The sequence below is a fragment of the Pseudomonas sp. HP_01 genome, from assembly GCF_055284355.1.
This window is the reverse complement of sequence record NZ_JBTOPV010000010.1, coordinates 95825-109301: the sequence shown is the minus strand read 5'-3', so window position 1 is coordinate 109301 and position 13477 is coordinate 95825. Positions and strand designations below refer to the sequence as shown.

The window sequence follows — 13477 nt, the reverse complement described above, 5'->3', positions numbered from 1 at the left end:
CCGGCTAAAGCCGGTCCCACTATTTAAACGCGATCCGACAGTGGGACCGGCTTCAGCCGGGAAGAAGCCAGCATGTACACCTCCAATTTGGGGTGTGACGCCGGACGCCTTCTCGGCTTAAGCCGTCCCACTATTTGAATGCGCGCCCTATTTCATTCCAATCATATTCCTCAACGCCACGCAATCTTCCGCATGCCAGTCGGTCAGTTCTGGCCACGGGTTTTCCGGGAGATTGACCAGTACGGTCTGGGTGCCTGCCGCGCGGCCGCAGGCCAGGTCGAACTGATAGTCACCCACCATCACCATTTCCGAAGGCTGCACATTCCACGCTTGCGCCAGCTTCAGGAGGCCACCCGGATCGGGTTTCGGCGCGGCTTCGTCGCGACCGAGCACGTCGTCCACCGCAAAGCAGTCCGCGATGCCGATGGCCTCCAGCGTCACATGGGCAAGCTCCCGTGCATTGCGAGTCAGAATACCGAGCCGATAACCCCGCCCTGCCAGCTCCCTCACCAATTCGACAGCCCCCGTCGCGGGTTTGGACTCAATCGCCACCGCACGCTCGTGCTCCAGCAGCCAGGCATGTTTGGCCGCCGCGACGTCGGCCGGCAGCGCAGCGAGATGCCCGAGGATGTCGTCCTCCTGAGGGATATCCAGCGCGCGTTTGATGGCTGGAAAATCATGGGCGGCGACGGTCAGCGTGCCGTCCATGTCGAATACCCAGTGGCGTACCTGTGTAAGGCTCATGACCAATCCTTGCGATGGCGAATCAAACCTTCCTGGCTGACCGAAGCCACGAGCTTGCCCGCGCGGTTGAACACGCTGCCACGGGAAAACCCGCGTGAATTGCCGGCCCATGGGCTGTCCATCGCATAAAGGAGCCAGTCGTCAGCGCGCAGTTCACCATGGAACCACAACGAGTGATCAAGGCTGGCGATCTGCATGTCTTTCTGCCAGACCGTCTTGCCGTGAGGCAGCAGAGAAGTGGTCAGCAGGTTGAAATCAGAGGCGTAGGCGAGCATGTAGCGGTGCAACGCGGGGATATCGGGCAGCGTGCCGTCGGCGCGAAACCACACGTATTTCACCGGGTCCGCAGGCTTGGGATTGTAGGGATCAGACTCGGTGACCGGCCGGAACTCGATGGGCTTGGGGCACAGCAGCTTGTCCTTCATGTGCTCCGGAATCAGGTGCTCGCGCTGACGCATCAGCTCAAGCTCGGACGGCAGACTTTCAGGACCGACCACCTGTGGCATTTGAGTCTGGTGCTCGAGGCCTTCTTCGTCGTACTGGAAAGACGCGCTGCAGGTGAAGATCGGCTGCCCCTTCTGGATAGCCGTCACCCGGCGCGTGCTGAAACTGCCGCCATCACGGACCCGGTCGACCTGATACACCACTGGCAAGTGCGCGTCGCCGGGGCGTAAAAAATAGCCATGCAGTGAATGCACATGGCGCGCGTCTTCGACCGTCTTGCTCGCCGCCGACAGCGACTGACCCAGCACCTGACCGCCAAACAGCTGGGGAAAGCCAAGGTCCTGGCTGCGCCCGCGGAAGAGGTTTTCTTCGATCGGCTCCAGGCTCAATAGCGACACCAGATCATCCAGCACGTGACTCATTCAGGGTTCCTCACACGGTCGTCTCGCCGACCGTCATTACATCAATCAGGCCATGGGCGCCGAAGTTCGGCGCAGATGGAAGTAGGACGAAATGATACAGAGGTTTGTAGCCCGATTCCCGCAGCGAATCACAGGGTCGCCAGCCAGCCTTTTCGGTTGATGCGATACAACACGTGGGGCCTGAGGGCATGGCCGTCGGGCAATTTCGGATGATCGAAGTTGTCAGCCGGATCGTTGCGCATGCCGATGGCCTGCATGACCTTTTGCGAAGGCAGATTGTTCACCGCCGCAAAGGCCACGATTTCATCCAGGTCCAGGTGCTCGAAACCGCAGCCGAGCACCGTCCAGGCGGCTTCGCTGGCGTAACCCAGGCCCCAATGCTCGCGAGCCAGGCGCCAGCCGATTTCCACCGCGGGGGTAAATCCTGCGTCGAAGCCCACTACGCTCAGGCCGGTGAAGCCGATGAATTCGCCCGTATCCTTGCGCTCAAGGGCCCAGAACCCAAATCCGTACTCGGCAAAATGCCCGCGCACGCGGCCAATCAGCTTGGCGCTTTCCATGCGGCTCAAGGGCTGCGGGAAATAGCGCATCACTTGGGGATCGGCGCACATCTGCGCGAAAGTCGGCAAATCATCATCTCGCCATTGACGCATCAACAAGCGTGCGCTGTTGAGCTCAAGAATCGGCTCCATCGATCTTCTCCCTGTGCCTCGGCTTTCAAATTCCCTGCCGGCTGGCGATCTTCCCGCTCAGGCAAATCGCTGTGCGGTGATCGTCAGAACTGGCAAGATTCCCCTTCGAACCAGACGCGTGCCCACCATGCCCCTGCCCCTTATTTATCACGAAGACTACAGCCCGGACTTTCCGCCGGACCATCGCTTCCCGATGGACAAGTTCCGGCTTCTGCACGACCACCTTATCGACACCGGCCTGACGACAGATGCTCAATTGTTTCGCCCGCAGGTCTGCCCAACGGACATCCTCGCGCTCGCCCATGACCCTGGCTACATCAGCCGTTATATGGACGGCGCACTGTCGCGGGAGGATCAACGTCGCCTTGGCCTGCCCTGGACCGAGGATCTCGCCCGACGTACGGTGCGTGCGGTGGGAGGTTCTTTGCTGACCGCAGAAATGGCGCTGCAACACGGACTGGCCTGTCACTTGGCGGGCGGGACCCATCATGCGCATTACGATTACCCGGCCGGTTTCTGCATCTTCAACGACCTGGCGATCATCAGTCAGTACCTGCTGCACAGCGGACGCGTCGACCGGGTGCTGATTTTCGACTGCGACGTGCATCAGGGCGACGGCACCGCGCGGATTCTCGAACACACCGATGACGCGATCACCGTCTCGCTGCACTGCGAAAAGAACTTCCCCGCGCGCAAGGCCCAGAGTGACTGGGACATTCCGCTGCCAATGGGCCTGGGTGACGACGATTATCTGAAAGTGGTCGACGACACCCTCAATTACCTGCTGCCGCTGTATCGGCCTGATCTGGTGCTGTACGACGCTGGCGTGGATGTGCACAAGGACGACGCGCTGGGGTATCTGCAGCTGACTGACGCAGGGGTTGCCCGCCGTGACGAGGCGGTCATGCGCCATTGCCTGGGCCGCGACATTCCAGTGATGGGCGTGATAGGCGGTGGCTACAGCAAGGACCGTGAAGCACTTGCCCGGCGGCACGGGATTCTTCACCACAGTGCGCAGCGGGTGTGGATGGAGCGTGGGCTATGAGTGGCCGCTGGACTCATTCGCGAGCAAACTCGCTCCCGCAGACTTACCCACATCCCCTGTGGAACGGCCTGTGGATAACCTGAGCGCAAGGCCACGATCCCCTGATAACGGTGGGCCTGGCGCGCACTGTACGTTTTTTGATCGATTAGTTTTCCACAGGGTGGCTGCGTTTCACGAAGCTCGCGTAGAATGCGCGCCCCTCATTCAACCGGTATCCGTTCAGCCATGACCTTACCCGCCACCTCAAGCACCCAGACAGTTGCCATCATCGGCGGCGGCCCTGCCGGCCTGATGGCCGCTGAAGTGCTGAGCCAGGCGGGCTTCAAGGTGGATCTTTACGACGCCATGCCGTCAGTCGGGCGCAAGTTTCTGCTGGCTGGGGTCGGCGGCATGAACATCACCCACTCCGAGCCGCCACCTGCGTTCGTGTCCCGCTACGCCGAACGCGCCCCGCTGATCGCGCCCATGCTGCGCAGCTTCGGCGCCCAAGCGCTGTGCGAGTGGATTCACGGCCTGGGCATCCAGACCTTCGTCGGCAGTTCGGGCCGCGTGTTCCCCACTGACATGAAAGCCGCGCCACTGCTGCGCGCCTGGCTCAAGCGTCTGCGTGAGTCCGGCGCAGTTATCCACACCCGTCACCGATGGCTGGGCTGGAATGCCGACACTACGTTGCGGATTGCCGGTCCCGAAGGAGAGCTCGCCTTGAACCCCTCCGCCACGCTGCTGGCGTTGGGCGGGGCAAGCTGGTCGCGGCTGGGCTCGGACGGTGCGTGGTTGCCGCTGCTGGCTCAACGCGGGGTCAAGATCGCACCGCTGCAGGCCGCCAATTGCGGGTTCGAAGTCTCGGCCTGGAGCGAACTGCTGCGCAGCAAGTTTGCCGGCGAACCGCTGAAAAACATCGCGATGGGTCTGCAAGGTCAGACCCTGCGCCTGGGCGAATGCGTGATCACCCAGACTGGCGTGGAGGGCAGCCTCGTTTACGCCTTGTCCGCGCAGATCCGCGAGGCGATCAATCAGTCGGGCTCGGCCACGGTCGAGATTGATTTGCTGCCCGGCAAAACCGTCCCCCAGGTACAGAAGGCCCTGAGCAAACCGCGCGGTTCACGCTCGATGTCCAAGCATCTGCACAGCCAGTTGGGCCTCGACGGCGTGAAGGCGGCGCTGTTGCGCGAGCTTACCCCCGCAGCGACATTCGCTGATCCAGCCTTGCTTGCGCTGGCGATCAAGGCCTTGCCGCTGACACTGATCAAGCCGCGCCCGCTGGATGAAGCCATCAGCACAGCGGGCGGGGTGAGATTCGAAGCGCTGAACGAGCAATTGATGATCCCGTCCCTGCCGGGCGTGTTCTGCGCCGGAGAGATGCTCGACTGGGAGGCGCCCACCGGCGGATATTTGCTCACCGCCTGTTTCGCCAGCGGCCGCGCGGCAGGGCTGGGAATGGTGGACTGGCTCCGCCGCGAGTAGGCCTCAGCGTATCCATCGGGGGTTCACGCCGCGCGATCCACCTGCGGCTTCAAGCCATCACCCATGCCCTGACTGACCGGTGCTTTACTCGGCGATTGCCCGACCATCCGCTTGCCCAACTCGACGCCCTTCAGCTCGATGTACGTGTGAGCCAGGGCTGCCAGGCCAATCGCCACGAGGGTCACCGCGACCACCAGCGCGTTGTTGGCCAGCTCTGAGCCGGTGTCCATGAAACGCTGACCGTTGATCATCGGCGACAGATCTCGCCCGGTGAGCTTCTGCGCCACAATGAACACCGTCGACAGGCAAAACAGCAGCGCGGCGTGGGTCATATAGATGGAGTACGACAACTTGCCCAGCAGCCTGAATACCGCAGTTTTCAGGAAAGTCGATACCAGCCCGGCCTCGAACGCGAACACCAGCACCAGCACGCAGAACGTCAGGCTGGCAATGGGCGAGCGGTCGCTGTAGTCGTTCATCACCATCCAGTACGTTGTGCACGTCAGCGCCACTTCGAGCACCGTCATCAGCCAGCGCACCGGCACGAATCGGTCGCGAATCAGCAGATAAGCCAGGTACGTGATATTGCCGGCAAAGAAGCAGGACAGCCCCATCATGGCCCGCCAGACCAGCGGTTCGTGTTCAGTGAAGATCATCGTGAATGCAACGATGGCCACGCAGGCAAACATCACAAAGCGGCTTTTCAACGAAAGCAGGCACAGCGCGCCGAAGAGCAGGTAGATGTAGAACTCGATGCTGATGCTCCATGACGGGTAATTGAACGACATGGTTTCAGTGAGCGTCGTCCAGGCTTGCACCAGTAGCAGATTGGGCAGGATCTCTGACGGGTCGAACAGCCCGGTGAACGGCACGTTGTTCAGGGTAAACCCTTTCTTGTAGGCCGCCCAACGCACTCCTTCGAAGAGGATAAACACCAGCAGCATCACGACGTGCAGCGGGTACAGGCGGAATATTCTCGAGATGACGAAACGCTTGAAGCCAAACGGCGCCTTCAGGCCATACGAGTGGGCAAGGACAAAACCGCTGAGCACAAAGAAGAAGTTGAGCAGGATCTCGGCTCTGCGAAAAAACGGCAGCTCGATGAACGCGCCCACGACATGCAGGTGATGGAACACCACCAGCAAGGCGAAAACGCCCCTGAAGCTGTCTAGCGTGGTAAATCGCTGAACTGACCCCATGGCCAAACGTCCTGTCGTGATTAGAAAATCGCCATCGGCGGCGGCGAAGTCTCGCGGCCTTTACACGGTAGTGCGTTAGCGGGCTTGCCAACAGTTGAAAGATTTCATGCCCGTTACAGATGACGGCGAAAAGATTGGCGCCAGCATTTGCCAACCTCGTACACGCTCATCAGACAAGTCACACATCGGTTACAGATTCTCCGCAGCCTGCCGATGCATTCGTACACATGAATGTTTCGCTGGCTCCATAACAACAACTCTCCAGCTGACGATTTCAAAAAATTACGGATTCTGGAGAAATGGAATGAACAGCTGGATGGCCAACATCAGCGTCAATAAGAAGCTAGCCCTGGGCTTCGGCGTCGTGCTTGTACTGACTGCCCTGCTGGCCCTGGTGGGCTGGAACAGCCTGGGCCAGATGAGCTTACGCAGCCAATGGGTGGGTGATATCACCAAGCTCAGCCAGAAGCTCACCGACCTGCGGGTGACGCGCCTGCAATATATGCTCAGCAACGGCGACGAAGTGGCCGCGCAAAGCGTTCAGACCGCGCTCGACGCATTCAAGGCGCAGCAGCAATTTCTGCAAAAAACCTTCACTAACCCGCAGAACGTCCCGCTCATCAAAACCATGGGCGAGCAGATCAGCGCTTATGAAGGCTCGTTGAAAAAAATGCGCGAGTCCTACCTCGCGAGCGCCAAGGTGCGCGATAGCATGGGCGTCGACGCGGTGAACGCAGCCGACCTTATTGCCGCGATCAGCGATGATGTGATGAAGCTCGATCCGACGGACGAACGCCGTTTCGAGCAGTACCAGGCTGTCATCAAAGCCCGCGAAGACGTGATGCTGGTGCGTTATGAAGTACGCGGGTACACAGGAAGCGTCTCGGCCAAGACTGAAGAAGCGGCCATGCGCCAATTGACCACCGCCCTCGACGGCCTCGCGCCACTCAACGCTATGTTTGGCGGCACTCAGGCCGAGCGGCTGAAGCAGCTGGAAGCTGCGCTGATCGGCTATCGCAACTCGGTGCAGGGATTCAAGCTCGCCACTGGCAATATCAATGCTGCACGCACCGAGATGACCGAGGAACAGGGTGTCATCGTGAAGCTGGCGCAACAGCTCACTGATCTGCAGAACACCTTGGGTCAGGCTGACATTCAGCAAGCCCGCACGCTGCAGTTGGCAGGCACGCTCCTGGCGCTGATTCTCGGCACCCTGGCGGCGATCATCATTACCCGCCAGATCACCCGTCCACTGCAGCAGACACTGGCCGTGGTCGATCGCATTGCCTCCGGCGACTTGTCCCACAACATGGTCGTGACCCGCAAAGATGAACTGGGCGTTCTGCAAATGGGCATCCAGCGCATGGGCGCCACGTTGCGTGAGTTGATCGGCGGCATCCGTGACAGTGTCACGCAAATTGCCAGCGCAGCTGAAGAGCTGTCGGCCGTGACCGAACAGACCAGCGCCGGGGTCAACAGCCAGAAGGTCGAAACCGACCAGGTCGCCACCGCGATGCACGAAATGTCAGCCACTGTTCACGAGGTGGCGCGCAACGCCGAGCAGGCATCGGTCGCCGCTTCTGCCGCTGACAAGCAGGCACGTGAAGGCGACAAAGTGGTAGGCGAAGCGATCGTGCAGATTGAGAAACTGGCCAGTGAAGTGGTCCGTTCCACTGACGCGATGTCGGTGCTGGAACAGGAAAGCGACAAGATCGGCAAGGTCATGGACGTGATCAAGGCCGTTGCCGAGCAGACCAACCTCTTGGCCCTCAACGCGGCTATCGAGGCGGCCCGTGCCGGTGAAGCCGGTCGCGGTTTTGCCGTGGTCGCCGACGAGGTGCGAGGCCTGGCGCAACGCACTCAGCAATCCACCGAAGAGATCGAGGGTCTGGTCGCCGCGCTGCAAAACGGCACTCGCCAGGTATCGGAGATCATGCTCAGCAGCCGCAACCTGACCGACAGCTCGGTGGTCCTGACCCGCAAGGCCGGAACGTCGCTGGAAAACATTACCCAGACAGTGTCGAACATTCAGGCCATGAACCAGCAGATCGCAGCCGCTGCCGAGCAGCAAAGCTCGGTGGCCGAAGAGATCAGCCGCAGCATCGTCAACGTGCGCGACGTGTCCGAACAGACGGCCGCCGCCAGCGAAGAAACCGCCGCTTCAAGCGTCGAACTCGCACGATTGGGCAACCAGCTGCAAATGCTGGTCAGCCACTTCAAGGTGTAAATCCGCTTTATCTGCGTCGGGCGAAAAGCCGCCCGACGCAGGCGGTGCAAGGGGTTGAAGACGAACATCGCAGGTGCACTGGCAAGAAAGGGATTTACTGATCTCACAATTGCCACATACTGCCCGCGCTGTTTTATTTCGTCATATTCATCTCCAACGCCGGGTTTATCTCCATGAAAAGAATGTTGCCTTATCTCCTCAGTGCCGCCCTCTCCCTCGTTCCTGTCGCCTTCTCCCACGCCGCCACGGCACCTGCACCGGTCCAGCTGATCGTGCTGAGTTCGGGCGGGATCATGGGCGCGTTCAAGGCTGTAGCCCCCGATTACGAACAGCGCGCCGGCGTGAAGCTGCAAGGAGAAGTGGCGCCTTCAATGGGCGCGACGCCCCAGGCCATTCCCAACCGACTGGCGCGCCACGAGCCGGCCGACGTGGTGTTGATGGTCGGTGCGGCGCTGGACAAGTTAATCAAGGAAGGCAAGGTCGATCCGAAGACCCGCGTCGATCTGGGCAAATCCTACATCGCCATGGCCGTGCGTCACGGCGCGCCGCACCCGGACATCAGCACCATGGAAGCCTTCAAGCAGACCCTGCTGGACGCCAAAAGCATTGCCTACTCGGACAGCGCCAGCGGCGTGTACTTGTCCCGCGTGCTGTTCAGCCAGATGCACATCGCCGACCGGATTCAGAGCAAAAGCCGCATGATCCCTGCCGAGCCCGTCGGCGAAGTCGTCGCACGCGGAGACGCCGAGATCGGCTTTCAGCAGCTGAGCGAGCTCAAGCCGGTGGACGGCATCGACATCATCGGCCTGATCCCCGACCAGGCGCAGCAGATGACCCTCTACTCTGCGGGCGTCGTCACCCAGAGCAAACACCCTGAGCAGGCCAAACAGTTTCTGGAGTTTCTGAGCTCATCGGCAGCCGCGCCAGCCATCAAGGCCAGCGGCCTGGACCCGATTGCGAAGTAACCGGGATATTCGGCGAACGCTATCAGATCAAGGAGGCGGCTTGCTGGCGAACGCGGCGTGCCAGGCGACAGGGATTCATAGACTGAACGCCATCGCGGGCCAGCGCGCTCCTACGCCGGTCGGCAGAGGCGAGACCAAGACAAGCCGGGGTTATGTGAGCGCCAGCTCGATCAACTCACCGCGCACTTCGTCGCCATCGATGTGCAGCAGGCCCACGGTGATCGGCAATTTAAATCGTCGCGGTCCGGCGCTGCCCGGGTTGATGAACAGCACGCCGTCGCGCATCTGCTGCAAGGGCCGGTGGGAGTGCCCGGTGACCACGACACGGACACCTTCGGGCAATGCTTTCGGCACATCGGCCAGTATGTGCGTGGTGTAAATCGCTAGGCCGCCGATCCGCAAAACCGCTTCGTACGGCACGTCGCAGGCCCAGGCGTCGTCGGTGTCATTGTTGCCTCGCACCACCGTGAGTGGCGCGATGGCCTTCAACGCCTCGAGGATTTCCGGCTTGCCGATGTCGCCACCGTGGATCAGGTAATCGCAGCCCTGCAATGCCTGCAGTGCCTGAGGGCGCAGCAGGCCGTGGGTGTCCGAGATCAAGCCGACTTTAACGCTCATTGTTCAGCTCCCGGACGCCGACAGGGCGGCCTGTTTTGACTGCACACGCTTCATGCTGATCATCGCCAGCAAGGCCACGACGGCCACCAGCGCGGCGAAGAATTCGCCCACATGCTCCAGACCAAACACTCGCACGCTGAAACCCACCGCCACCACCGGCACCGAGATCGACACGTAAAGCACCACGAAGAAGGCGGATGTCACGGCAGCCTTCTGATCAGCCGGGCTGCTGGCGGTGACCGCGCCCATGCCGGCGCGCAGGATCATGCCCTGGCCGATGCCTGCCACCAGCCCCGCCGCAATCAACAGCCCCAACTGCGAGGTAGCAATGCTCAGCCCCAGACAAATCATGCCGATGATCAACCCGACGCAACCGAGGGTCATGTGCCGGTCCTTCGGCAAGACCTGCAAAAGCGCCTGGCCGATGATGGAGGCGACGAAGAACAAGCCGATCACCGCGCCGATCAACAGCCCGCCTTGCTCATGCATGACGTGGATCATCACCGACGGCACCATGCTGGTGAACAATCCTGCCACGCTGAAACCCGCCAGCCCGGCGATGGACGCGGAGATAAACACGCTGCGCACGGAAGCCGGAACGGAAGGCTTTTGGATGCCCAGTTTCAGCACCGCAGGACGCTGTACGGTTTCGCGAATCAGCGCGATGCCGAGCGTCGCCAGCACGAGCATTCCCAGGTGCACGTAGAACACCAGGTGCAGCGCGTCCGGCAGAAACTGGGAGGTGTAGCCAGCGAGCAGAGGCCCGATGCCGAGGCCGAACATGTTGGCGGCCGTGGCCACGAGCGTGGCGTTCTTCCAGCTCTTGGGGGCCAGTTCGATGACGGCAACAGTGGCCGTGCCGGTCATGATGCCCGCGCTGAAGCCGGAAAAAAGCCGGCCGATCAGCAGGCCGCCAATGGAATCGCTGAACAGAAAGATGACCGCGCTTATAGCCCCCATCGCCAGCCCTGCCAGCAACAACGGCTTGCGCCCTAATTGATCGGACCAGCTACCGACCGCCAACAGTGCTGCGATAACGCCCGCCGCATAGATCGAGAAGATGATCGTCAACCAGCTCGCGTCGAAGCCGAGCCGCTGTTGATAGAGCGCATACAACGGCGTGGGCAGCGTGGTGCCGACCATGGCAATGAGCAAGGCGCAAGCGGCGAAGATGAAATCGCGCGTGGAAGAAGGGGAAGCAGGCAAGGACATGAGCGCTCCGGGCACCGGTATAAACAAGACACGCAGTGTCGCTGATACAGACCAGGCAAGGTAGACCTGAGAGCGTTGTCGAGGTTCATGCTCAGCCGATTTTGAAGTATGCGTGAACATATTCAACATCAGGTTAAACACTTTGACTTTGTGTGTTTCACGCCCATCAGCCCGCATGAGCGGCCCGATCCCGCAATGCTGCGGTAGTATTCACGCGGAAACTGCGGATTTAAAAAATCGCAAGAGCGGATATAACAAAAGACTTTTACTGAAGAAGAGAAAAAGCGGAAGAATGAACTTATCTGCTGTTTGGCGAGCCCGGAAAAGTTCTTTAGAGTCGCGCCCCTTAATACCGGCTCGGCAGTGAAAAACTTGTGAACAACGATCTAAAACTTATTAAATCAGCACTGACGCGCTTTAGCGTCATGCTGACGCTTACCCTCTTCAGTATCGGCATGGTGTTCATCGACATCTTTGTCGCTAAAACGGACATCCTCGAAACCTCGTTCACCGAAGTCAGCCAGGAAGTCATGCTGGCAATCATCGCGGGGGTGTTCTGGGTCTCGGCGCGCCAACCAGGGCAACGCGGCATTGGCATCCTGATCGGCGGCTTCTTTGCCTGCATGCTGATTCGTGAGCTGGACGGGTTGTTTGACCCGATCAGTCACAGTTTCTGGCTATGGCCCGCCCTGCTCACTGCTGGCACCTGCGTCTACAAGGCGTTGGGCAACAAGAGTGCCCGGCGTGACGTGGTCTCGGGCCTGGCTCGCTTCTCAGTGCGCCCAGCCTTCGGCTTCGTCATGGCGGGCCTGCTGGTGCTGATCTTCTCGCGACTGTTCGGCATGGGCTCGCTGTGGCACGGCATCCTTCAAGGCGGCTACGCGCGGCTGGCGAAAACCACCGTCGAAGAAGGCGTCGAATTGCTGGCTTACAGCATTTGCCTGAGCGGCGCGCTGGATTACATGCTTGAGCTGCGCCGCGAGCTTTCCCGCTTTGACGAGCTCACCGAATTGCAGATTTCCACTCCCGTCACAGCCAGGCCCCGCGCACACGCCCAGGCAATGGAAACCAGCGTCTGACCCTGGCGCCCGGGTATCGGCCGAGCGTCATCAGACAGTCAGCCAGCGTCCGAAAATAAAGCCGTCGGATTGCTTGCCAGCCCCGACATCGTCATCCCTTTCGCGCCCTCCATCGTGCTAGCCTTGGCACTCTTTGGAGGGATGCGACTGCCCCGCAGGTTGTCCCGGATTTCAGGCAGCCAATCGCCCATGAGCAAGAAAACCCCCGTCACCATTTCCGACATCGCCCGCCGCGTGAACATGACGCCAGTCACTGTTTCCCGGGCGCTGAACAAACCCGATCTGGTCAAGCCCGCCACCCTGGCGCGCATTCTGGAAGTGGCGCAAGAACTCGATTACGTCCCCAATGCCTTTGCCCGCAGCCTCAAGCGCAGCGAGAGCATGATCATCGGGGTCATTACCGCGTCGGTGGACAACCCCTTCTACAGCGAGATGATCAAGGCGATCTCCCGCGAGGCGAAAACCCGCGGTTACACCATCATGCTGGTGGACACCGACGGCTCCGAAGAACTCGAAGCCAAGGCAGTGGATACGCTGCTCAGTTATCGCGTGGCCGGCATCGTGCTGTCGCCGGTGTCGGACGAGCCGGCGTACCAGCCGGTCTATCTCAGTCGCCTGGGCAACGGCGACATTCCCGTGGTGCAACTGGACCGCGCATTGCCTGCCAGCCCGTTCAGCCATGTGGTGCTGGACAACTATCACAGCGGCCTGAAAGGCGCCCGCTACCTGCTGGCGCAAAGCCCGACGATGAGCCGCATGCTGGTGCTGACCGGGCCTGCGCATTCGCGGATTTCCGAGGAGCGTCTGAAGGGCGTGAAAGCAGCGATTGCCGAGAGCGGCAAGCCGGTGCAACTGGATGTGTTTGCTGGTGATTACACCCTGGAGCCGTCGCACCAGAGCACGCTGGATTACCTGCGCGACCATCCAGTGCCAGACGCGATTTTCGGCTTCAACCAGCTCATCACCCTGGGCGCCATGAAAGCCCTGCGCGACCGCGATATCGCCCACAACAGCGTGGCCATCTGCGGCATTGACCGGCTGCCGTTCGCCGACATCTTCGGCATCCCCATCGCCTGCATCGCCCACGACGCCTCGCTGGCCGGAAGCAGCGCGGTGAAACTGCTGCTGGAGCGAATCGAGGACCGGCATCTGCCGAAGGCCCAGGTGGTGATTGTCGGGGAGTTGGAGAATGGCGTTGGCGGGTGAGCCTTTATTATCGACTCATCGCCAAACCTCTCCCGTGAAACTCTTACCCTCCCCAACTCGACGCGGTCCCCTGTAGGAGCGTGGCTTGTCCCGCGATCGACCGGGAACCGGTCGCGATGACAGACGCTACGGTATTTCTGTTTCACCGCGTCGACAGACT

General features: G+C 60.8%; 12 protein-coding genes and 1 pseudogene. 7 read left to right on the top strand and 6 right to left on the bottom strand.

Annotated elements, in window-relative coordinates; all coding sequences use genetic code 11:
• Window positions 1-147: 147 nt before the first annotated feature.
• The 3 genes from ACYAR8_RS07990 to ACYAR8_RS07980 all read right to left on the bottom strand — a co-directional run bounded on the left by ACYAR8_RS07990 (window position 148) and on the right by ACYAR8_RS07980 (window position 2302).
• A complete protein-coding gene (locus tag ACYAR8_RS07990; protein WP_463579567.1) occupies window positions 148-744 on the bottom strand; it encodes an HAD family hydrolase in 597 nt (198 codons plus the stop codon).
• Window positions 741-1610 (bottom strand): acyl-CoA thioesterase II, encoded by an 870-nt coding sequence (tesB, locus tag ACYAR8_RS07985; RefSeq protein WP_463579566.1) that lies wholly within the window; start codon window positions 1608-1610, stop codon window positions 741-743. The genes ACYAR8_RS07990 and tesB overlap by 4 nt, the downstream gene beginning before the upstream one ends.
• Before the next feature lie 128 nt (window positions 1611-1738).
• The gene (locus ACYAR8_RS07980) at window positions 1739-2302 is read right to left on the bottom strand and encodes a GNAT family N-acetyltransferase (RefSeq protein WP_074888576.1); all 564 of its coding nucleotides are present in this window, start codon (window positions 2300-2302) and stop codon (window positions 1739-1741) included.
• A gap of 127 nt (window positions 2303-2429) precedes the next feature.
• Here ACYAR8_RS07980 and ACYAR8_RS07975 point away from each other — a divergent pair, with 127 nt between their 5' ends.
• Together ACYAR8_RS07975 and ACYAR8_RS07970 are read left to right on the top strand one after the other, a co-directional pair.
• A complete protein-coding gene (locus ACYAR8_RS07975; RefSeq protein WP_463579565.1) occupies window positions 2430-3347 on the top strand; it encodes a histone deacetylase family protein in 918 nt (305 codons plus the stop codon).
• 225 nt (window positions 3348-3572) lie between these two features.
• Window positions 3573-4811 (top strand): TIGR03862 family flavoprotein, encoded by a 1239-nt coding sequence (locus tag ACYAR8_RS07970; RefSeq protein WP_108118887.1) that lies wholly within the window; start codon window positions 3573-3575, stop codon window positions 4809-4811.
• 23 nt (window positions 4812-4834) lie between these two features.
• Here ACYAR8_RS07970 and ACYAR8_RS07965 read toward each other — a convergent pair whose 3' ends face one another.
• On the bottom strand, window positions 4835-6010 hold the full coding sequence (locus ACYAR8_RS07965) for an acyltransferase family protein (protein WP_463579564.1): 1176 nt from the start codon (window positions 6008-6010) through the stop codon (window positions 4835-4837).
• Window positions 6011-6116: 106 nt separating this feature from the next.
• Between ACYAR8_RS07965 and ACYAR8_RS07960 the strand changes: the two are divergent.
• The 3 genes and pseudogenes from ACYAR8_RS07960 to ACYAR8_RS07950 all read left to right on the top strand — a co-directional run.
• Window positions 6117-7334 (top strand): annotated as a pseudogene (locus tag ACYAR8_RS07960) (methyl-accepting chemotaxis protein); the annotation flags it as partial.
• On the top strand, window positions 7320-8237 hold the full coding sequence (locus ACYAR8_RS07955) for a methyl-accepting chemotaxis protein (protein WP_463579569.1): 918 nt from the start codon (window positions 7320-7322) through the stop codon (window positions 8235-8237). The pseudogene ACYAR8_RS07960 and the gene ACYAR8_RS07955, both read left to right, overlap by 15 nt.
• A gap of 173 nt (window positions 8238-8410) precedes the next feature.
• Window positions 8411-9202 carry a substrate-binding domain-containing protein gene (locus ACYAR8_RS07950; RefSeq protein WP_463579563.1) on the top strand — a complete coding sequence of 264 codons (792 nt, stop codon included), beginning with the start codon at window positions 8411-8413 and terminating at the stop codon, window positions 9200-9202.
• A 150-nt stretch (window positions 9203-9352) separates the two neighbouring features.
• Here ACYAR8_RS07950 and ACYAR8_RS07945 read toward each other — a convergent pair whose 3' ends face one another.
• Window positions 9353-9820 carry a metallophosphoesterase family protein gene (locus ACYAR8_RS07945; protein ID WP_463579562.1) on the bottom strand — a complete coding sequence of 156 codons (468 nt, stop codon included), beginning with the start codon at window positions 9818-9820 and terminating at the stop codon, window positions 9353-9355.
• Between the two features lie 3 nt (window positions 9821-9823).
• The gene (locus ACYAR8_RS07940; RefSeq protein WP_463579561.1) at window positions 9824-11032 is read right to left on the bottom strand and encodes an MFS transporter; all 1209 of its coding nucleotides are present in this window, start codon (window positions 11030-11032) and stop codon (window positions 9824-9826) included.
• Window positions 11033-11457: 425 nt separating this feature from the next.
• On the opposite strand from ACYAR8_RS07940, the gene ACYAR8_RS07935 reads away from it, so the two are divergent.
• A complete protein-coding gene (locus ACYAR8_RS07935) occupies window positions 11458-12111 on the top strand; it encodes a hypothetical protein (RefSeq protein WP_463579560.1) in 654 nt (217 codons plus the stop codon).
• Between the two features lie 189 nt (window positions 12112-12300).
• Window positions 12301-13317 (top strand): LacI family DNA-binding transcriptional regulator, encoded by a 1017-nt coding sequence (locus ACYAR8_RS07930; RefSeq protein WP_108118893.1) that lies wholly within the window; start codon window positions 12301-12303, stop codon window positions 13315-13317.
• Window positions 13318-13477 lie beyond the last annotated feature (160 nt).

Excerpts from the sequence above, each read along its gene's own strand:
- ACYAR8_RS07990 (WP_463579567.1), bottom strand. The coding sequence starts at position 744 with ATGAGCCTTACACAGGTACGCCACTGGGTATTCGACATGGACGGCACG.
- ACYAR8_RS07950 (WP_463579563.1), top strand. The coding sequence starts at position 8,411 with ATGAAAAGAATGTTGCCTTATCTCCTCAGTGCCGCCCTCTCCCTCGTT.
- ACYAR8_RS07980 (WP_074888576.1), bottom strand. The coding sequence starts at position 2,302 with ATGGAGCCGATTCTTGAGCTCAACAGCGCACGCTTGTTGATGCGTCAA.
- ACYAR8_RS07955 (WP_463579569.1), top strand. The coding sequence starts at position 7,320 with ATGGTCGTGACCCGCAAAGATGAACTGGGCGTTCTGCAAATGGGCATC.
- ACYAR8_RS07935 (WP_463579560.1), top strand. The coding sequence starts at position 11,458 with ATGCTGACGCTTACCCTCTTCAGTATCGGCATGGTGTTCATCGACATC.
- ACYAR8_RS07940 (WP_463579561.1), bottom strand. The coding sequence starts at position 11,032 with ATGTCCTTGCCTGCTTCCCCTTCTTCCACGCGCGATTTCATCTTCGCC.
- ACYAR8_RS07975 (WP_463579565.1), top strand. The coding sequence starts at position 2,430 with ATGCCCCTGCCCCTTATTTATCACGAAGACTACAGCCCGGACTTTCCG.
- tesB (WP_463579566.1), bottom strand. The coding sequence starts at position 1,610 with ATGAGTCACGTGCTGGATGATCTGGTGTCGCTATTGAGCCTGGAGCCG.
- ACYAR8_RS07930 (WP_108118893.1), top strand. The coding sequence starts at position 12,301 with ATGAGCAAGAAAACCCCCGTCACCATTTCCGACATCGCCCGCCGCGTG.
- ACYAR8_RS07965 (WP_463579564.1), bottom strand. The coding sequence starts at position 6,010 with ATGGGGTCAGTTCAGCGATTTACCACGCTAGACAGCTTCAGGGGCGTT.
- ACYAR8_RS07945 (WP_463579562.1), bottom strand. The coding sequence starts at position 9,820 with ATGAGCGTTAAAGTCGGCTTGATCTCGGACACCCACGGCCTGCTGCGC.
- ACYAR8_RS07970 (WP_108118887.1), top strand. The coding sequence starts at position 3,573 with ATGACCTTACCCGCCACCTCAAGCACCCAGACAGTTGCCATCATCGGC.